The sequence below is a fragment of the Pseudoalteromonas sp. Scap03 genome (genome assembly GCF_013393115.1).
Classification (GTDB): domain Bacteria; phylum Pseudomonadota; class Gammaproteobacteria; order Enterobacterales; family Alteromonadaceae; genus Pseudoalteromonas.
The window spans coordinates 1,914,644-1,935,150 of record NZ_VDEU01000001.1; the positions used below are offsets into that span (position 1 = coordinate 1,914,644).

The 20,507-nt window shown below is 40.7% G+C and carries 16 protein-coding genes and 1 other annotated feature; of the genes, 6 read left to right on the forward strand and 10 right to left on the reverse strand.

What is annotated here, in order from left to right; all coding sequences use genetic code 11:
• Window positions 1-116 precede the first annotated feature (116 nt).
• On the forward strand, window positions 117-1,250 hold the full coding sequence (gene tyrA / locus FHG08_RS08725) for a bifunctional chorismate mutase/prephenate dehydrogenase (RefSeq protein ID WP_178955544.1): 1,134 nt from the start codon (window positions 117-119) through the stop codon (window positions 1,248-1,250).
• A 52-nt stretch (window positions 1,251-1,302) separates the two neighbouring features.
• Here the strand turns inward: tyrA and FHG08_RS08730 are convergent, their stop codons facing one another.
• Window positions 1,303-2,460: a chorismate mutase gene (locus FHG08_RS08730; RefSeq protein WP_178955546.1), complete on the reverse strand. Its 1,158-nt coding sequence runs from the start codon at window positions 2,458-2,460 to the stop codon at window positions 1,303-1,305.
• A 43-nt stretch (window positions 2,461-2,503) separates the two neighbouring features.
• Window positions 2,504-2,619 (reverse strand) — a sequence feature (Phe leader region).
• Between the two features lie 195 nt (window positions 2,620-2,814).
• Here FHG08_RS08730 and FHG08_RS08735 point away from each other — a divergent pair.
• Window positions 2,815-5,817 carry an EAL domain-containing protein gene (locus FHG08_RS08735; RefSeq protein WP_178955548.1) on the forward strand — a complete coding sequence of 1,001 codons (3,003 nt, stop codon included), beginning with the start codon at window positions 2,815-2,817 and terminating at the stop codon, window positions 5,815-5,817.
• A gap of 14 nt (window positions 5,818-5,831) precedes the next feature.
• Here FHG08_RS08735 and FHG08_RS08740 read toward each other — a convergent pair whose 3' ends face one another.
• The gene (locus FHG08_RS08740) at window positions 5,832-6,161 is read right to left on the reverse strand and encodes a translation initiation factor (RefSeq protein WP_008114484.1); all 330 of its coding nucleotides are present in this window, start codon (window positions 6,159-6,161) and stop codon (window positions 5,832-5,834) included.
• 248 nt (window positions 6,162-6,409) lie between these two features.
• Between FHG08_RS08740 and FHG08_RS08745 the strand changes: the two genes are divergently transcribed.
• Together FHG08_RS08745 and FHG08_RS08750 are read left to right on the forward strand one after the other, a co-directional pair.
• Window positions 6,410-7,069: a GAF domain-containing protein gene (locus FHG08_RS08745; protein ID WP_138606277.1), complete on the forward strand. Its 660-nt coding sequence runs from the start codon at window positions 6,410-6,412 to the stop codon at window positions 7,067-7,069.
• A gap of 78 nt (window positions 7,070-7,147) precedes the next feature.
• Window positions 7,148-8,338 (forward strand): amino acid aminotransferase, encoded by a 1,191-nt coding sequence (locus FHG08_RS08750; RefSeq protein ID WP_138606275.1) that lies wholly within the window; start codon window positions 7,148-7,150, stop codon window positions 8,336-8,338.
• Between the two features lie 76 nt (window positions 8,339-8,414).
• Here the strand turns inward: FHG08_RS08750 and FHG08_RS08755 are convergent, their stop codons facing one another.
• Genes FHG08_RS08755 through FHG08_RS08790 form a run of 8 tightly spaced genes read right to left on the reverse strand, consistent with a single transcriptional unit; the run spans window position 8,415 to window position 16,631 of the window.
• Window positions 8,415-9,167, reverse strand: a complete 753-nt coding sequence (locus FHG08_RS08755) for a DUF3379 family protein (RefSeq protein ID WP_138606273.1) — start codon at window positions 9,165-9,167, stop codon at window positions 8,415-8,417.
• Window positions 9,167-9,724 carry a sigma-70 family RNA polymerase sigma factor gene (locus tag FHG08_RS08760; protein ID WP_036933611.1) on the reverse strand — a complete coding sequence of 186 codons (558 nt, stop codon included), beginning with the start codon at window positions 9,722-9,724 and terminating at the stop codon, window positions 9,167-9,169. The genes FHG08_RS08755 and FHG08_RS08760 overlap by 1 nt, the downstream gene beginning before the upstream one ends.
• A 53-nt stretch (window positions 9,725-9,777) precedes the next feature.
• Window positions 9,778-11,421 (reverse strand): BatD family protein, encoded by a 1,644-nt coding sequence (locus FHG08_RS08765; protein WP_178955550.1) that lies wholly within the window; start codon window positions 11,419-11,421, stop codon window positions 9,778-9,780.
• A complete protein-coding gene (locus tag FHG08_RS08770; protein WP_178955552.1) occupies window positions 11,415-13,313 on the reverse strand; it encodes a VWA domain-containing protein in 1,899 nt (632 codons plus the stop codon). The genes FHG08_RS08765 and FHG08_RS08770 overlap by 7 nt, the downstream gene beginning before the upstream one ends.
• The gene (locus FHG08_RS08775) at window positions 13,313-14,296 is read right to left on the reverse strand and encodes a VWA domain-containing protein (protein WP_055011727.1); all 984 of its coding nucleotides are present in this window, start codon (window positions 14,294-14,296) and stop codon (window positions 13,313-13,315) included. Before FHG08_RS08775 ends, FHG08_RS08770 begins: the two co-directional genes overlap by 1 nt.
• A complete protein-coding gene (locus FHG08_RS08780) occupies window positions 14,289-14,723 on the reverse strand; it encodes a DUF4381 domain-containing protein (protein ID WP_010391338.1) in 435 nt (144 codons plus the stop codon). Before FHG08_RS08780 ends, FHG08_RS08775 begins: the two co-directional genes overlap by 8 nt.
• A 3-nt stretch (window positions 14,724-14,726) precedes the next feature.
• A complete protein-coding gene (locus FHG08_RS08785) occupies window positions 14,727-15,671 on the reverse strand; it encodes a DUF58 domain-containing protein (RefSeq protein WP_054202133.1) in 945 nt (314 codons plus the stop codon).
• 3 nt (window positions 15,672-15,674) lie between these two features.
• A complete protein-coding gene (locus tag FHG08_RS08790; protein WP_178955554.1) occupies window positions 15,675-16,631 on the reverse strand; it encodes a MoxR family ATPase in 957 nt (318 codons plus the stop codon).
• Between the two features lie 329 nt (window positions 16,632-16,960).
• Between FHG08_RS08790 and fadI the strand changes: the two genes are divergently transcribed.
• Both fadI and fadJ read left to right on the forward strand, forming a co-directional pair.
• On the forward strand, window positions 16,961-18,271 hold the full coding sequence (gene fadI, locus FHG08_RS08795) for an acetyl-CoA C-acyltransferase FadI (protein WP_010391348.1): 1,311 nt from the start codon (window positions 16,961-16,963) through the stop codon (window positions 18,269-18,271).
• Window positions 18,271-20,463 (forward strand): fatty acid oxidation complex subunit alpha FadJ, encoded by a 2,193-nt coding sequence (gene fadJ / locus FHG08_RS08800; protein ID WP_178955556.1) that lies wholly within the window; start codon window positions 18,271-18,273, stop codon window positions 20,461-20,463. The genes fadI and fadJ overlap by 1 nt, the downstream gene beginning before the upstream one ends.
• The last annotated feature ends 44 nt before the right edge of the window (window positions 20,464-20,507 follow it).

Consider the following 20,507-nt stretch of genomic DNA (forward strand, 5'->3'; position numbering starts at 1 on the left):
TTCCATAATTTGCCTTTTAACCCCCAACGTATCCTGTTAGTATTTATCGTATTGATTAGTTTACTTTTTTGTAATTATTAATTTACGATTTTGCTTTTTTGGGATGGAATGAGAACGTGGCAGAGATAAGTGATTTAGCGCAGCTAAGAACAGACATAGATGAATGCGATGCGCAACTGGTTGCCTTACTTGCAAAACGCAATGGCATTACTCAACAAATAGGCGCAATAAAACAACAAACTGGCGCGCCATTACATGCACCCGATAGAGAAGCCAATTTATTAGCTGCGCGACGCCAAGAGGCTATTAATCAAGGTGTGAATCCTGATTTAGTTGAAGACATTCTCAGACGCATGATGCGTGAAGCTTATCAAAATCAACAAGCCAAATTAGCCTGTGCCGATCCACGATTATCGCCAATTGTTATTGTTGGCGGTGAAGGGGCCATGGGGCAGTTATTTGCAAAACAATTTCAGCGCTCGGGATACGAAGTCAAAATTTTAGATAAAGCGCAGCAATCGCAGGCAGTCGATATTCTAAAAGGTGCAAAACTGGTGATGATCAGTGTACCAATAAATGCCCTTGAAACAGTTGTTAATGCACTACCGAAACTTGATGATGATTGTTTGCTGGTTGATATTACATCAGTTAAACAAGCCCCATTAACGGTACTTAAAAAAGTACATAGCGGGCCTGTTGTTGGCTTACATCCCATGTTTGGCCCTGATATTTCTCATTGGGTGAAACAAACTGTGGTGGTATGCGAAGGGCGCAGTCATGAGGTGGCGCAAGGGTTATTAAAGCAGCTACAAATATGGGGTTGTCAGTTAGTTGAGCTAGATGCTAAAAAGCATGATGAAGCAATGCAAATTATTCAGGTTATGCGCCATTTAACCACCTTTGTGTACGGTCAGTTTTTAGCAAAACAGGGGCATACACTTGCCGAGTTAAGAAGTTGCTCATCACCTATTTATCAATTAGAGCTAATGATGGTTGGCCGTTTATTTGCGCAATCGCCAGAGCTATACACCGATATTATGTTAGCGCAATTTGACAATGTCGAAAGCTTATTAGCGCAGTATCAGTCGCTGTTTTCAGAGACGCTTGAAAAGCTAAAAGCAGGAGATAAGCCCGCATTAATTGATGCTTTTGCAGATGCAAAGTCTTACTTCTCAGATTCAACGGCGCATTTTTTAACCCAAAGCCGTAGTTTATTAAATAAAGCGAATGATGCGAAAGTACTCGATTAAAAAGAATAGCTCCGTGAAAAGAAAAGGGCCGCTAGGCCCTTTTAATATTCGATTAGTTTTCAACACTAACAGCTTGTAAAGACTCACTTTGATAACAACCAAGTACACGAACATATTGAGTGTGCTGTTTAAGCTCTTCTAATGCATGCTTCACTTGGTTATCGATTAAGTTAGCCTCCAAGTCTACATAAAACACTTCTTCCCACGGATTGCCAGGAGTGGGCCGAGACTCTAGTTTCACTAAATTAATATTATGCTGTTTAAAAATCATTAACGCATCGGCAAGCGATCCGGCTTGTTGTTTGGTTGACATAATTAAACTGGTTTTAGTAGGTATTTGAGTTGATACTTGCAGTGGTTTTCGTGCAACAACAATGAAGCGGCTATGATTTTCTTTTTGATTGGCAAGATTCGCCTTGATCACTTCAAGGCCTACATTTTTACCAGCTTGCGCTGAGCCGATAGCTGCACTGTTTGGTGTGTCAAGAGCTGACTTTAATGCACTTGAGGTCGAATCACAGGTTTCATGTTGAAGTTCACCAAGACCCTGTAAAAAACGACTACACTGGGCAAAGGGTTGTGGGTGTGCAAATACCTTAGTTAATTGGCTTAACTCAGTTCCTGGGGCTGCTAATAAGCAATGCTCAACGCTATGAGTAACTTCACCGACAATAGAGACTTGTGCATGCTGCAGTAAATCAAATACTTCATTAATACTACCCGAACTGGTATTTTCAATTGGCAGTAAGCCAAAGTCGGCTTGACCTTTTTCTACTTTACCGGTGATTTCTTCAAATGAGGTGCAACCAATTTCAACTAATTTACCCTGGCGACGGCTAAAATATTTATGACATGCAAGCTGACTATAAGAGCCTTGACCGCCTAAATACGTTACGCGATGGGTTTCACTGAGTGCGTCAGGGTTTAAATTCTTTTGAAGCATGGCTTGTTGATGCAATACGGAGTCTTCTAATATCGTTTGAAACACGTTGTTAACGTAGTAAGCGTCAAGCCCTAAGGATTTGCCATAGCCAATAAGTTTTTCGAGCAAAGCCAGTTCACGGGCCTCATCACGAATGGGTTTATTATTTGCAATTTTATATTCAACTACGCCATGACTAATGCGGCGTCGCTTTGCTAGTAAAACAAGTAAATCGGAGTCGATTTCATTTATATCGTGCCTGAGAGTATCAAGTACATCGTTGCTCATTTGGTTTTCCTCATTCCAAAAATATCACTGATTTTGCAGTGAAAATAAAAAAGCCTCCCAGTTGGGAGGCTTTACTATTCGATTGATTTTATCTCACAAACAGGGAAGCCTCTTCTATATAAAGAAGCTAAAAAAAGAAAAAAAAGTGTGTGAGTAATTTATATTCATACCCTTAATGTATGAAGTGTCACTCCCAATGTCAACAAGCACTTACCTGATGTGGATTTTTTACCTAATATATGTACAAAAGGCGTTGTTTTTTAAAAGTTTATAAATAATTTATAATTCTGATTTAAGTTCTGGTATATTTCTATTACTTACGAAAATAATAATTATAAATAAGGTTGGCTTTTTGTGTATCGACGCCCTCCATCTCGATTTGGCATAAACTCACTCAGTGTAAAGTTATCATTGTTGATCTCTGGCATCTGTTTAGTGGCAGGTATTTGCGCGGCTGCATTAATGCTCAAGTCAGAAGAAAAACAGCTTGTTTTTGAAGAGCATGAGGTATTAAAGCAATCAAATGAATTATTAATAAACCAGTTTAACAACTTGATAGCGACCAAAGTTAAAATAGCAGAGCAAGCTAATATTGTTGTTAGCGAGCAGCTATTTGAGGGCCAACTGTCTTTTAAAAATAATACTACACAGACAATGCAGCTCACCAATGATGGCTCAGTGCGCAGTGCATCAGCGGATGGACTATCAGCCGCGTTTATTCCCCAAGCTGCATACTCTCCCTTTTATAAACAGCTAATTGCTGATTCTGAATCGCTTTGGAAAGTTATTTCACCTACGTTAATTCAAGATTTCTATAATTTTTACCTTATAACTGAAGATAACTTTATTCGTGTTGCACCACCAAACTGGGCACTTAATGTTCCCGGAGATTATACGTTTAATCAAAGTGAAAGCTTTAATTACGCTAAGTCGTTAACCAATCCACAACGTGATCCGCAGTGGTCTAGGGTTTACTACGATAACGTATGGAACAAATGGGTTGTGAGTTTAATTGTCCCTATTTATAACGATGATGAGTTTTTAGGCGTTACAGGCAGCGATATGTCACTCGACTCCTTAATATCGCAATTACCCGTAGGCGGAAAAGAAAAACACCTTGTAGTATTTGATGAGCAAGGGCAATTATTAGCGCACCCAAACTTAGGTTCTGATAGTTATACAAAATACGGTGAGACAGGTAAAAAGCTGCTACCAGAAGACTTTATTTCCCCAGAACTAAAGCGCGTAATTGATAGCGCTGGACAAATACAGTTACCAGAATATGCCGATTCATTTTCACTAAATGATGAAGACTATATTATCAATATTCACAAAGTGGAAGGCGTAAACTGGTATGTGGGTGTATATCAAAAACGTTCCTCAACGTTATCGGCATTGAAAGATTTAAAACTTAAGTTTTTTGGTTTATTTATTCTGTATGCCATTTTAGTTGCTTTACTATTACACCAAGCACTTTACCAATTGGTATTAAGACGCTTACATTCGTTGGTTTATGCAGTTACTAACTTCGGTAAAGGTCATCTAGAAATTGAGTTTCCAAAAGAAAACAAAGATGAAATTGGCACGCTTAATGGCTCATTCAAAGACATGACCATTGAAATACGTAAACTCATTGATGGCTTAAATCAGCGTATAATAGAGAAAGAAATCGCGGAGAAAGCAGCAAACCGCTTATCTAAAGCGGTTGCGTTCTCGGGTACGGGCGTGGTGATCACCGATGAAAATTTTGTCATTGAATACGTTAATCCAAAAATGTTGGAGATGACTGATTTTGTCGAGAATGATTTCTTACGCCAGCCATTACTGACAATTATTGCCAATGAGATGACCATGTTGGTAGAGGATATTGACATTGATTTGCGTAATCGTAATTACTGGCGAGGAGATACGCTTATAGAAGCGCTAAATAAGCCGCCAATATGGGTATCGCTCAGTGTGTCACCTATTCGAGAAGATGGTGGTAAAATCACTAGTTACGTGGCATCAGCACAAGATATTTCGTTTGTGAAAGAAAGTCAGCGAAAAATGGAACAGCTCGCTTATTTTGACACACTAACTGGGCTGGCTAATCGTACATTCTTTAGAATGCAACTTAGAAAGTCGATGGCGCTTGCTGAAAGAGGGCGTTACTCGTTTGCTTTATTTTATTTTGATCTGGATGAGTTTAAGCGTATTAACGATACCTTAGGCCATGATGCGGGCGATCAGCTATTGGTTGAAGTGGCAACACGCTTAAAACAGCGCTTACGAGCGGAAGATACCATAGCCCGTTTAGGGGGGGATGAATTTGCTGTTCTACTTAGTGGTATTGAACATCAAAAAGAAGCATCTGAAGTCGCTGACACTATACAAAAAACCTTAAATCAGCCGATAAAACTTGGCAGCAATGAAGTGATTGTTAGTGCAAGTATTGGTATTACCTTAGCGCCTTTTGATAGCCTAGAAGAAGATCAGTTATTAAAGCATGCCGATTTAGCTATGTATGAAGCAAAAGCCAAAGGGCGTAATACCTTCCATTTTTATAGCCAAGATTTAAATGCAGCAGCTAATGAACGATTATTCCTAGAAAATGAGTTGCGTCATGCGATTAAAGAAAAGCAACTCACGTTACATTACCAGCCACAAGTTGATTGTCGCGATAATAGCGTGGTGGGGTATGAAGCATTACTTCGTTGGTTCCATCCTACGCAAGGGTTTATTCCTCCGACTAAGTTTATTCCGATAGCTGAGGCAACGGGTTTAATTGTGGAGCTCGGTAAATGGGTGCTACAACAAGCGTGTGAGTTTACGAAGCGACTAGAACAACAAGGTAGAGCAAGTAATATGTCGATCAATCTGTCAGCAAGACAGTTTAAAGACGCAAGCTTAGTGCCTATGCTGAAAAAAATAATTATAGAGACGCAGATTAATGCTAAAAGTCTGCATCTTGAATTAACCGAAAGCATGCTGATGGGGAATGTTGAAGCGGCTATTGAGCAGTTACATCAACTTAAAAAGTTGGGTATCTCAATTTCTATTGATGATTTTGGTACGGGTTATTCTTCACTTAGTTACCTTAAGCGTTTCCCTGTCGATATTCTTAAAATTGATCGCTCGTTTGTCAAAGATATACCTGAGGATGATAACGACATGGAGATCACTGCGGCCATTATTGCTATGGCACAAAAGCTGAAGCTTGATGTAGTTGCCGAAGGGGTCGAAACAATCGAGCAAGTTGAGTTTTTACAAAACAATAATTGTTTTATTGTTCAAGGCTATTATTTTAGTAAGCCAGTGGCTGAGGATGATATTCCCGCATTATTTGATCAATTAGCAGCGCTAAAAATTATTAAATAAGCAAGAATTGCGGGTTAACCACCCGCAATTTTTACTTTAAATTTTAATCCTTCTAAAATCGCTTTTAATTTGTCGCGATCATCACCTTGTACTTCAATAACACCTTCTTTTACTGCGCCCCCTTGGCCCATCTTACTTTTTATTGTTTTTGCTAACTTTTTCAAATCATGCTGTTGTGGATCAAGACCAACAACCAGCATTACACCTTTACCTTTTCGGCCTTTGGTTTGACGTTCTATGCGAATTGACCCGTCTTTAAATAGTTTTACATCCAGTTCTTTTTCTGGCTTTGGCTGATCAATTCGCCCTGTTGCTGTTGAATACACTAAGTGACTATCACTCATAATTAACCTACTTAAGATTGAATATAATAATGCGGCAAATAATAACAAATTTGTGAAGCAAAGGCGTAATTTTTGCACCTAAGCTGAACACCTTTTAATGCCCCCAAAGATAAAGCAACCAGTTTAAATACCGCAATTATATCTATGAATAAAAGTGTTTAAAGATTTTAAAAAAGCACTTTAAATTGGCTAGCACTATAAAAACATCCATGCTACTATTTCGGCATTATAGATGTATGGACGTCCAAATGGTTAATTCTTACTTAGAGTATGCTCAACTTAATGTTGAGCCACAGTTAATTCACGCTGAGCTAGAAAAGCTTGAGCAATACCTAAATAAAAATGCTGCACCAGCCGTGCGTTGGGAATATCAAATTCCTGAGCTAGGTGAAGGTGGGGCATGTAGTTTATTTGGTTACCTACAGGATGAGCCGTTTAAACTAAGCGATTATGTCAGCCAAAGTACGCAAACAACTGAAAAATTAGCGCAACTTCAATTGATTGTTGACTACGTCATTGAAAACACAAAGCTTGATTGGTACGGCATTTATCAGAATACCCACACCAATGAAGGGGAGCAGTTATTAAAGCTGGCTTATTTTGGTGCGCCGAGTCGTCCTTTATTTCCGCTTACTGCTGAATTTGCGACTGCCAGCAATAACGTTCAAGTAGCGCTTAGTGGTAAAGGGCGCGTTATTAATAATGTTGAGCAGTATTTAGCGGCAGGCGGTGAATATTACACCTGTGATCCGAAAGTAAAAGCAGAAGCCTGTTTACCGCTATTTAATGCACAACATCAGTGTATAGGTATTGTTGATGGTGAAGCCTTCAGCACTGATTTTTTTGATAAAGCGACGCTCGCGTTATTAATTGCGTGCTGCATTAAAATTCCTCACTTTTTAGTGTAAATAACACTAGTCAATCTAGTGAGTTTTTATGTTAAGCTTATCGCAACAGCTAACCCCTAAATAACGAAGAGATAGCCAATGTTCTCAGTATTAAAACCATTACCAACAGACCCTATTCTTGGCCTTATGGCGGCCTACAAGCAAGATACTAACCCAAATAAGATTGACTTAGGGGTTGGTGTATATAAAGACGAGCAGGGGAATACCCCAGTATTAAAGTCAGTAAAAAAAGCAGAAGCATTTCGTTTAGAAAATGAAATGAGCAAATCTTACATTGGTCTTGCTGGTAATTTAGATTACTGTCAACAAATGGAAAATCTTCTACTAGGTGAACACCCTGCATTATTAGCTAACCGCGTACGCACAGCACAAGCTCCTGGCGGTACTGGTGCACTTCGTGTTGCTGCAGAATTCATTGTACGTTGTAATCCAGATGCAACTGTATGGGTAACCAATCCAACGTGGGCAAACCACATTAGCTTATTTGAAGCTGCAGGCTTAACGGTAAAAGAATACCCATACTACGATTACGAAAACAAAGATTTATTGTTTGATGAAATGGTTGAAACACTAACACAGGTGCCTAAGGGCGATGTGGTGTTATTACATGCATGTTGTCACAACCCAAGTGGTATGGATTTAAACGAAACACAATGGAATACTATTGCTGAACTTGCAAAAGATGTGGGTTTTACGCCATTAATTGATATTGCATATCAAGGTTTTGGCTCTTCTTTAGAAGAAGATGCGAATGGTTTACGTATTTTAGCCAATGCGGTTGAAGAGTTGATCATTTGTTCATCATGTTCTAAAAACTTCGGCTTATACCGTGAGCGTATTGGTGCCTGTTCAATCATTGCAAAAGACAGTGCAACAGCTGATATTTCAAACTCGGTGTTATTAAGTGTGGTACGTAGCATTTATTCTATGCCGCCAGCGCACGGTGCAGACATTGTAAACACTATTTTAAGCAGCACAGAATTAACGCAGCTATGGCACAGTGAACTTGATGAAATGCGTAACCGTATTAATGGTTTACGTAGTTTAATTAAAGACAGCCTGGCAGCAAAAGATATTGCTCAGGACTTCTCGTTTATTGACCGCCAACACGGTATGTTCTCTTTCTTAGGTATTAATAAAGAGCAAATCGAGCGCCTACAAAAAGAATACGGTATTTACATTGTCGGTTCTAGCCGTGTTAACGTAGCAGGTATTAGCCAAGCAAATATCAACTACTTTGCTAACGCAGTTGCTGATGTTTGTAAGTAATCAGTAAGAAGCTTTGGCTTTTAAATAATAAAAAAACCGCACACTCGTTGCGGTTTTTTATTGTTTCTATAATGGCTTAAAGCCAGCGAATAGCACCTGAAATACGTTCATTATACATATCAACTGGTGAGCCAAGGCTTGCAATTAGCACGGTATCGGCCTGTTTGCCACGATTTATATGGCCAGCATAGCGAGAGTCATTAAAATCATCAGAGCCAATTTCAAAAATTTGGTTATCGCTTGGCACAATAAACACGGTCATAGGCCCAAAGTCAGACTCAAACACTAAATGTAAGCCTCTCTCACCTTGAAAATCGCAAAAGGTAACGTAAGTGACTTTACCAGGCAAATCACTAATTTGACCGCCAAGTAAAGCCAGCTTTTCATTAACAGCTTGTATGCTAATTGGTTGAGTCTTATTTAATGCATAAATTTCATGGTAAACATGAGCTAGTGCATGCTCACCAGCCGTTTGATTAATGCTTTGCTCTTCGCTAAACATAAACGCACTGACTGCAATCACAAATGAAGCCGCTAAGGCCAAATGTACTCGGTCAAACTTAAACCATGAGCGTGCACTAACCACGTTATCCTTTTGCTCAAGTTCATCTGTTCTGGCTTTTTCTTTTAACGAGGTATTTAAAATAATTCGTTCAGCAAGATTGTCAGGCACAGGGATTTCAAGCGCATTGTCGAGTTGTTTATCGAATGCTTTGCTTTCATTCAAAAATTGTTGTCTGTCGGCACTGCTGTTTGCAAATTCCTGTAGCTCTTTGTCCAGCTCATTTGGCTGCGCAATTGTGCGGCGACGAAACTCAAGTTCATCCATTATTTTGATGCTCCTTTAAGTTGTTCATCATCACGGCTTAATGCCTCTTTAAGTTGATTTTTTGCTCGAAATAAACGTGTCATGACCGTATTTTTATTTAAGTTAAGAATGTCTGCAATTTCATCTCCGGTGCAGCCCATTACCACCTGTAGCAACAGCGGCTCTTTGTATTCATCAGCCAATAAAGAAATTTGTCGCTGGATAACGGTTTGTTCCATTGCTGTATCTAAGCTATGGCTGGTTTGATCCACTAGTGTGTCGTTATCTACATCACTGTAATCAAATTGCTTGCGCTCAAAGCGTCTGGCATTCTCACGCCTTAAAATGGTCAGCAACCATGGCTTAGCTGCTTTTTGGTCGAGTAACGAATCAAGCGAGCGCCATGCACGTAAAAAGGTTTCTTGCACTAAGTCATCCGCAATAGTCGGGTCGTTACATAACCAGTAAGCAAAGCGATAGAGTTCCTTGTGATAAACATGAACCAAGGCTTCGTAGCGTTGTTGTTTTTCAGCCATATTTATTAAGACCCGATCATTCGATTTTTTATTTCCAAACATAAGTACTTTTTAATTAAAATTATTATAGGCCAAAAAAGTAACTAAGATTCTTATTAAGAATATAGCTCTTTTAACGCAGATGATGACTTAGCTGTGTGCGATTGATGTTTTTTTAATAAACTAACAATCGCTTCTAAATCAGTGCTGGCCGATTGGTTACCGTACAACTGTGCTTGTAAATTATTTACCTGCGCAGTGAACTGCGAGTTGTTTATCATAGCGCATAAATGGGTGAGAGCTCCTACCTTTTTATCTGTTCGAGTTAGCGCGTATAGATTAAGTGCATCGTAAAATGCTTTATTATCACGGCTTTTAGCAAGTATTTGCAGTGTTTTTAATTCTGCTTGCTGATTGCCTCTATGATTTGCTTGCGCCGTTTGTTGCGCTTCTTTAGCTGAGCGTTTTATAAAGTAAAGAACCAGGGTCACAATCCATAATACGTAACCTAATACGGCTACAATAATAAGCCATAGAGGCGTACTAGTATGGCGTTGCACGCTGAGCGCTTGCTGCGTTGGCTCTGCATCCGTGTTGTTTAAATTACTTTCAACGGGAGGGCTCAGCGAGTTTGCTGGTGCTGTGGTGCTTGGTGTTACCGTAATTGTGCGCTCTGGTAAAGTTGCGTAACTAATTCGGTTCATTTTGGTGTTATACCAAGGCAGGGTAATTTCAGGCAATGTATAGGTGCCTGGGGTTTGTGGAAGTAGCGCAAATGAGGCGCTTTGCTGTGATACCACTCGACCATCGCGCACTGCATTATTAGTTTCTTTTTCATCCGGGTAGCTGCGAATACCATCAATAGTAGGCATATCAATTTCGGGTAGTTGCTCTTTAGTCACCCCTAAGGCGGTAAGCATAATAGTGCGTGTTATTGGCGTGCCGGCTTCAACGGTATTATCGTCTGGTTGCCATTGCTCGGTTAGACTTACTAATTCACTGGGTAACCAATCACCTTGATAATTCTCAGGGATGGGTTTGATTTCGATCTGTTGTTCATCGCCAAGTGCCGACACCTCTAGTTGGCGATAGTTTTGTTGAACACGCCCTTGAAAAACAGGTGCTTCAATGATGTATGCACCACTTTTTTGCGGCTGAATTAAATAATTACGAGTGATCACTAAATAACGTTTACCGTTAACCAGTTCATAATCTTCACTTTGCTTACCTAGCTGGGTGAGTTGAGCATCTTCCATGCTTGGTGTGCTTAAGCTGCCATCAAGTAGCTCTTTAGCTAAGTAAAGTTTAATGGTGTAAACGCCAGCCTCTTGCACAAATAAGCTGTTATTTGTAAGCGAGCTTTTTAAAAATATATCATCATTTTTGCCCGCATCGCTGCTTCGCTCTTTAACCGACAAGTTTATCGGTTGAGAGCTGAGCCCTGCAACACTAAAAGAAGGAATTGTGTATTCGCCAGCTTTGCGAGTCATTAACTTAACAGACCACGATGTTTGTTTTTTAATGCTGCCGTTAATAATGTTGGTGCGGCTACTTAAGCTCATAGGGCCGACTACGAAATCCTTTAACAGCGCTGAAGTATCGGGTTGTTGCCCTTTGATTGAATCATCAACGCTAATATTGAGCATAAAAAACTCACCCGCCAGTACCGGGTTTTTATCAACGCTTGCCTCTAATGAAGTGGCGGCCATTAATGGCATGGCAGTTAATAGCAATAAACAGCAAAATAATCGCATTACCATGATTTTTCTACTCCTGTTGGACGGCGTTGATATTGTCTTTTTTGGGCTTCTAATTGCATTTTGTTTCTTAATAAAATAGCGGGATCGTCGGGCACTTTTCTTAGTAACTGATTTAGTTGCTGTGCTTTCTCTTTTTCTTCATTAGTAAGTTCAGCCGCCTGTGCCTGCATAGCTTGTTGTTGTGCTTGCTGCTTTTGCTCATCAGATGGCGGTTGCTCATTCATTTGATTGGGTTGACTCTGTTGCTCGTCTTGCTGAGGCTTACTATCGTCGTCTTTGTTCTCGTCTTGCTGGTTTTGTGATTGAGCTTGCATGTCAGGCTGATTTTGCTCATCTGACTGCTCGCCAGATTGGCTTTGTTGATCTTTTGATTGCTCCGAGGGTTCACTCGATTGCTGCTCTTCACTGTTTTGGCTGTCATCTTCGCTTTTATCTGCGTTATTTTTATCGCCATTTTTTTGCTGATCTTGTTTTGATTTATCTGCACCATCTTGACTTTGCTCATCTTGATTTTGCGAATCATTTCCTTGTTGGTTTTCCTGGTCTTGCTGTTGCTTAAGTAACTGCTCAACTAACGCTTGGTTATCGGCTGCTTGGGTAAAATCAGACTGTAGTGATTGCGCTTGTTTGTAAGCGTTTATAGCAGCATCTAATTGTCCGGCTTTAGCCAGTGTATTACCGTAATTGTAATAACCAGTGGCTGATTTATCTTGACTAAATTCGTTCAGAGCGCTTTCAAACTGACCTTGCTGATACAATGCAGCGCCTTTGAGAGCGCTGGACTTCGCTTGCGCTGCTTGTTGATACTCTTGGTTGTTGTAAGCTTCTAATGCACGCTGATCGGTATTTTTAAATAGTGTTGGTAACTCTACTGCATGAGCATTTTGCTGAGGTATAAAGCTTAGCAATAGCACCGCACCAATAAACGCAGAGCGTCTAAATAAGTATAGAGCTAAGGGCAGTAAAATAAGCAAGCCATAAATGCCAGCATCGATTCGCCACAAGGCTAAATTGGGTTTTTCACTTTTTAGTATTTCACTGTTTGCTTGCGGTGAAAAAATGGCAATATCACTATTGCTTGGTTGATAATTAGCGTACTGGCCGCCACTATTTTTTGCTAGTCCTTTAAGTAAAGAACCATTGAGTGTGGGCACTACAATTTGGCCGTAACTATCTTTTAAAAATCCGCCTTCAGGTAACTTTATTGGTGCACCTTGCTCAGTGCCAATACCGTAAATATTTAGTCGATACTGGCTACTGTTAGTAAAACCACTTATATCACTTTGCTGTTGTTGTTCAATACCATCGGTGATCAAAATAATATCACCATCTAGGTAGCCTGCTTGAGTGAGCAGCTCTTGTGCCATGTCTAAACCTGCCAGCACGTTTGAGCCTTTATCAGGCATAATTTCAGGGCTTAAGCTAGGAATAAGGTTGGCGAGGGTGGTTGCATCATTGGTCAGTGGAGAAATGGTATAGGCAGTGCCTGCGTAGGCTACTAATGCAGTATCACCTTCTTTAAATAACTCAATCATATCGAGGGCTTTAAAGCGAGATTGCATTAATCTATTAGGAGCAATGTCGGTGCTATACATAGAGTACGACATATCCATTACAATAACGCGGGCACTTTTGCTTTGAAATACAGGGACTTGTTTTTCCTCAAAACTTGGGCCTGCACTAAATATAATGGCTAAACTGCAAAATAACGCAACTAGCCACAGCGGCTGACGAGCCTGATTATTTGATTCACTCATAACAAATTGTGCTAAATGTGGCGCAATAAGTGGCGCCGATTGGGCTTTTTTCTCTTTAAGCATGGCAATAAAAAACAGCCCTAGCGCAGGGAGTAGCAGCCATAAAATAGCGGGGCGAATAAATTCAAAATCCATTAGCTTGGCTCCTTCAATGCACGTACTGTTTTTAAAAATGCCATTGCACTTATTAATAGAATGGCCAGTAATAACGGATAATAAAACAAGGCTGTTTGCGGGCGAAAGGTTTGCTCATCGGCACTAATTGGCTCGAGTTTATCAAGCTCTGCATAGATTTGTTGCAGCCCAGCGACATCTTTGGCTCTAAAGTACAGACCTCCGGTTTGCTCGGCAATATTTTTCAGTAAGCTCTCATCTAAATTACTTCCTCCAGAGCCCATATTAAATAAACTAAAACCACGTGGGTTATCAGAGCCGACTCCGATGGTGTACACTTTTATGCCTTCTTCACGAGCCAGTAATAGGGCATCTTCGGGGTCAAGGTTTCCTGCGGTGTTTTGTCCATCTGTTAGTAACACCACAATGCGATTACTTTCTTTTTTACTAGCAAAGCGTTTAACCGATAAACCTAAAGCGTCACCAATAGCCGTGGCACGTCCTACTAAACCTATTTGTGCTTCAGTAAGCATTTTGCTGACGGTTTTTACATCACGGGTGAGAGGTGTTTGCAAAAACGCGGTATCACCAAACAATATTAGCCCAAGTCTGTCGCCTTGACGCTGCTCTATAAAATCGCTAAGCACTGCTTTAACCATAGTTAAACGGTCAACATATTGGCCATTATAAGCCATGTCTTGTTCTGTCATTGAGCCCGATAAATCCACAGCGAGCATAATGTCGCGACCTTCATTAGGCAGCGATATAGGCTCATCTAACCAAGTAGGGTTAGCCGATGCTGTTACTAATAATGCCCATAGCAACCATTCAAGAGTGTTTAACTTACGTGCACTGGGCTCTACATGTTGATTATTTAAATTATGCGATGCAAAACTTGGGATGCGTAAACGTGTCGTTGCATTACTTGCTGCGGGTTTTAATAGCAGTAACGTTAAAGGAAGCGGCAGTAATAAAAACAGCCATGGCCAGCTAAATTCAAACATGCAGTGGCTCCTTTAGCTTAAATTGTTTAATAGCTTGGCGAAACTTATCACTGAGTGCCGGTGGTGTTTGTGCTGTGCTATATAGGCTTGAAATTTCATCTTCATTAAAACCAATTGCAGCAAGTTGACTTAGGGTTTTACACCAGTTAGCTGTGGATTGCGCTGCTAAGCGTGGATCGTAATAGGTGATCACTAAACGCTTTAAAATAATATGCAATTGCTGCGCTGATTGTTGTTGATTAGCTAATTTAATCGCATTACGTTTTGGTTTTTTAAATTGATAGTTTTTGTACATAATTATAATTAAGCCACACACTAAGCACAGTGCAATGCTAATAACTACCCACCAAGCAGGGGCTAACGGCCACCAGTCAACGTGAGAGGGAGCAATAATATCGTGAAGGCCATCAAGTGGAGAGGTTTGCATGATTTATCTTCTCACTAATTGCAGTTCCAGCGCAGTGGCTGCATCGAATGATAATAGGTTAAGCCCAGATTTTGTTAAACGATTAATACGCGCGCTAAATGCTTGCTCGGCATTTTTGGCAAATCGTTCTCTAAAACTGTTATCCATCAAAGGGAGGGCAAACTGCTGATTATTAGCACTTACCGTAACCGCTTGTTGGAAAGCAGGTAACTTATGCTCGAAGGGGTCGCTAATATGGCAGCCTATCAATTCACAGTGCCGAGCAAGTAATTCGAGTTGTTTAAAGCTGGCGTCATCTAAGGCGTTAAAATCGGATACGATATAAACCAAACTACCGGGTTTAGCTAAGTGATTTAAACGCTTAAGGTTGTCACTAAAGTTATTACTGGCAGGTTTATCAATATTTTCAAGTGCCTGCTGATGGGCGTCGCATAAATTATGACACAGCTTTAACACGGCCTTTTCACGGGCACTAGGTTTAAGCTCTAAATGCGAGTGCTGATTAAACACAACACCGCCAATTCTATCGCCACGTTGGCAAGCAGACCACGCAACCAAGGCACTAATATGTGCAGCTTGCACCGACTTTAATAATAATTGAGAGCCAAATAACATGGAGTTTGAAAAGTCAGTAAATACAAATACCGGGCGTTCTTTTTCTTCTTGAAAAAGTTTGGTGTGGGTTTCACCGGTACGAGCCGTGACCCGCCAATCAATAGAGCGTATGTCATCACCGTGTTGGTAATGGCGCACTTCGGCAAACTCCATGCCACGGCCTTTATGCGGCGCTAGATATTGCCCCGCTAAGGTATTTTTTATTCTAACTTTAGGTGCCAGCTCAAGCAGTTGCGCTTTTGCTTTATAATACATCAGCTCTTTAAGCGATAAATTAACACCATGGCTATGACTTAATTTAAGCCATGCCTGAGAATCAAAGTGTGTTTGCATAACTTAAGGTACAGCAACTAGTTCAACAATACGGCTAATAACCTGCTCTTTTGTAATACCATCGGCCTGTGCTTCGTAACTTAAAATAATACGATGGCGTAATACATTATGTACCACAGCTTGAATATCGTCAGGCGATACAAAATCACGACCACTTAACCACGCATGAGCTCTGGCACATTTATCCAAAGCAATGGTGGCACGTGGGCTGGCGCCGTACTCAATCCAGCGGCCAAGTTGCTCATCTAAGTTTGCGCCTTCTCGAGTAGCAATAATCAACTGAACTAAGTATTGCTCTAGTGGCTCTGCTAAATACAGACCCAAAATCGCTTTTCTAGCGGCAAACAACTCTGCTTGCGAAATTTGCTCAAGCACTGGAACTTCATCATTAAGTGCTTCACCACGGGTTAGGCGTAAAATATCAAGTTCGTGCTCAGCCCCTGGATAATTAATACTTAAATGTAATAAAAAGCGGTCTAATTGCGCTTCAGGCAGTGGGTAGGTTCCTTCTTGCTCAAGCGGGTTTTGCGTTGCCATCACTAAAAATAGGTCACTAAGTGGGTACGTATTTTTGCCCACAGTAACTTGGCGCTCTGCCATTGCTTCTAATAAAGCCGATTGTACTTTCGCTGGTGCTCGGTTTATTTCATCCGCTAATATGAGGTTATGAAATAAAGGGCCTTTTTCAAACACAAACTCACTGGTTTGTTGACGATAAATATCAGTACCAGTTACATCGGCTGGTAACAAGTCTGGGGTAAACTGAACACGCTGAAACGAGCCTTCAATACCTTTTGCTAAAGCATTAACCGCTCGCGTTTTTGCAAGCCCCGGAGGGCCTTCAACAAGTAAATGACCATCGGCTAATATAGCAATTAAGAGTGCTTGAGTGAGCGCTGGCTGGCCAATAATTTGGGTGTCTAAATACGTTTTTAAGTTTGAAAATGCGTTAGCTGCCATAATAAGTGGACTGTCCTCGTCAGCTTAAATAATACCTAAAGTGGTTAGGTAACAAATACTGAGCTAGTTATAAGGTTTATAAGTGGATAACTCAAGAGTTAGACTGATTTTTTGAAAATAGTTCGTTATTTTTTAACGCTTTTTAGCCTAACACAAAACTTTGTAAAACCTGCTAAAAAAGCCTATTGTATTACCCTTACACAATGTATGTAGTGATTTACAATGGCGCTTTATGATTAATTTACGTTTATCTATTGGCTTTATCACACGGGTTGTTTAGAATCGAGGAAAACATACAGGTCTGACCTGTCAGCGGGAGAGAATAATAAATGTCTGAGCAAAACATACTTAAAACACCAAAAGGCGACCGTATTGCCATTGTAAGCGGCCTACGTACTCCTTTTGCTAAGCAAGCAACTGCGTTTCACCATGTACCAGCATTGGATATGGGTAAGCTAGTAGTTAATGAAATGCTTGAGCGATTAAATTTCGACAAGTCAGAAATCGATCAACTGGTTTTTGGTCAAGTAGTACAAATGCCAGAAGCGCCAAATATTGCACGTGAAATTGTATTAGGTACAGGTATGCCAGTGGGCGTTGATGCATATTCAGTGTCACGTGCGTGTGCAACTAGCTTTCAAGCAATTGCAAATGTTGCCGAATCTATTATGGCAGGCTCTGTAAACGTGGGTATTGCTGGTGGTGCCGATTCATCGTCTGTATTGCCAATTGGTGTAAGTAAAAAATTAGCCGGCAGTTTAGTCGATTTAAACAAAGCCCGTACGCTTGGTCAGCGTTTAAAAATATTCTCAAAACTACGTTTAAAAGATTTATTACCAGTGCCGCCAGCGGTTGCTGAGTACTCAACGGGTTTATCAATGGGACAAACAGCTGAGCAAATGGCTAAAACCCATAATATTAGCCGTGAAGATCAAGATGCTTTAGCACATCGTTCTCACTCATTAGCAACTCAAGCTTGGGCCGATGGCAAGTTAAAAGATGAAGTAATGACGGCGCACTTACCGCCTTATAAAAGCTTTATTGAAGAAGATAACAATATTCGTAAAAACTCAACGGTTGAGGGTTATGCCAAGCTTAAACCCGTATTTGACCGTCAGCACGGCTCTGTGACTGCCGCTAATGCAACCCCATTAACCGATGGCGCAGCTGCAGTGTTAATGATGAGTGAAAGCAAAGCAAAAGCATTGGGTTACGAAATATTAGGCTACGTACGCAGTTTTGCGTTTTCAGCCATAGGCGTAGAAAAAGACATGCTAATGGGGCCTGCTCACTCAACGCCAATCGCGCTTGATAGAGCAGGTATTACGCTAGCTGATTTAGATCTTATTGAAATGCATGAAGCGTTTGCATCGCAAACCTTAGCGAATATGAAAATGTTTGCTTCAGATAAATTTGCACAAGAGCACTTAGGGCGTAATAAAGCCATAGGTGAAATTAACATGGATAAGTTTAACGTTAACGGCGGTTCACTCGCTTATGGTCACCCATTTGCGGCAACCGGCGCGCGTTTAATTACACAAAGCTTATACGAGCTTAAGCGTCGTGGCGGTGGTTTAGCGTTAACGACTGCCTGTGCTGCGGGTGGTTTAGGTGCAGCCTTTGTATTGGAGAGTGCGTAATGACAGATTCAGTATTTAATTTAACGGTTGATGATAACAAAATAGCCGTGGTAACCATTGATGTGCCGGGTGAAAAAATGAATACCCTGCGTGACAGCTTTGCTGACGATTTAAAAGCATTATTAGCACAGGCTAAAGAGCATGCTGTTAAGGGGATGGTATTTATTAGTGGCAAAAGTGATAACTTCATTGCCGGTGCCGATGTAAAAATGTTAGACGGTGTTGAAAAACGCGAAGATGCATTAGCTATTAGTGAGTTATGTCATCAAGCATTTTTTGATATGAAAAAACTACCGTATACCACGGTTAGTGCTATACATGGCCCTGCTTTAGGTGGTGGTTTAGAGTTTGCTTTAGCCTGTGATTATCGTGTTGGTACCGATAGTGATTTAACAAAAATTGGCTTACCAGAAGTGCAACTTGGTTTATTACCTGGCGGTGGTGGTACACAACGCTTAACTAAAATCGTGGGCATTCAAAAAGCCCTTGAGTGGATGCTAACCGGAAAACAAATTCGTCCTAAACAAGCAAAAAAAGCCGGTGTATTGGATGATTGTGTACCACAAAGCGTACTGTTAAAAGTGGCTAAAGAGTTTGCGGCGAAGAAAAAGCCACAAGCTAAAGAGCCTAAACTTGATAAGATCAGTAAGCTATTAGAATCAAACCCGTTTGGTCGTAACTTTATCTTTAAAAAAGCTAAAGAAAACGTACTTAAAAAAACCGGTGGTCATTACCCAGCGCCGCTTGCGATTATTAAAGCGGTTCGTGCAAGCGTAGAGCTTGATGAAATGAAAGCGTATAAAACCGAAGCCGAAGGCTTTGCTACGTTAGTAATGAGTGATGAGTCTAAAGCACTTCGCGGTATTTTCTTTGCAACCACTGAAATGAAAAAAGAATGGCGCAACGATGACGCTCCTGCGATTAGCAAAACTGCTGTGTTAGGTGGCGGATTAATGGGCGCAGGTATTGCCCACGTGAGCGCGGTTAAGGCTAAATTACCGGTACGCATTAAAGATGTGGCAGAGCAGGGCATAAGTAATGCCATGAACTACACTTACAAAATCTTAGATAAACGCCTTAAGCGCCGCATTATGTCAAAAGCTGATATGCAGTTAACCATGAACCGCATTACTGGCACTACGGATTACAGCGGCTTTAAGCACATAGATTTAGTGATAGAAGCAGTATTTGAAGATTTAGAGCTTAAGCAAGGTATGGTTGCTGATGTTGAGCAGCAATGCCAAGCTAATACTATTTTTGCAAGTAATACCTCGTCATTACCTATTTCGCAAATTGCAGCAAAAGCAGAACGCCCTGAAAATGTAATTGGTTTACATTATTTCTCGCCAGTAGAGAAAATGCCACTGGTTGAGATCATTCCTCACGAAGGCACGTCACAAGAAACCATTGCTCGTGTAGTTAACTTTGCACGTAAGCAAGGTAAAACACCAATTGTGGTAAAAGATATGGCTGGTTTTTATGTAAACCGCATTTTAGCGCCATACCTTAATGAAGCGGCGAACTTAATGCTTGCTGGTGAGCCGATTGAAAAAATAGACGCGGCCTTAGTCGAGTTTGGTTTTCCGGTTGGACCGTTGGCACTGCTGGACGAAGTGGGTATTGATATTGGATCTAAAATTGCGCCAATTCTTGAAAAAGAATTGGGTGAGCGCTTTAAAGGGCCTGATGCTTTCTCGCGCATGATTGATTCAAAACGTCTTGGTCGTAAAACAGGGCGCGGTTTTTATGAATACGACAAGAAAGGCAAAAAGGTCGATGAGTCAGTCTATGAGCTACTAGGTGTAACCCCAGCCCCACGTTTAAATAAAAACGAGATTGCTAAGCGCTGTGTTTCACAAATGCTTAATGAAGCGGCTCGTTGTTTAGATGATGGTATTATCGCAGGCCCGCGTGATGGTGATATTGGTGCTATTTTTGGTATTGGTTTCCCACCGTTCTTAGGTGGCCCGTTTAGCTACATGGACAAATTAGGTGCGAGTAAAATAAGCTCTGATATGTCTACACTGGCTAACAGCAATGCCATTTTTGCACCCTGTGAATCACTGGTTGCAATGGCTGATAAAGGCGATAAGTTTTACACTACAGTCACTAAAACAGCTGAAGTTGAGTCAGATCAGTCAGATGATAAATCGACTGATACTCAAAATGAGATGACTGAGCACAAAGATTAATGTTTTAAGTTAACGTAAAAAAGCCGCAAATTATGCGGCTTTTT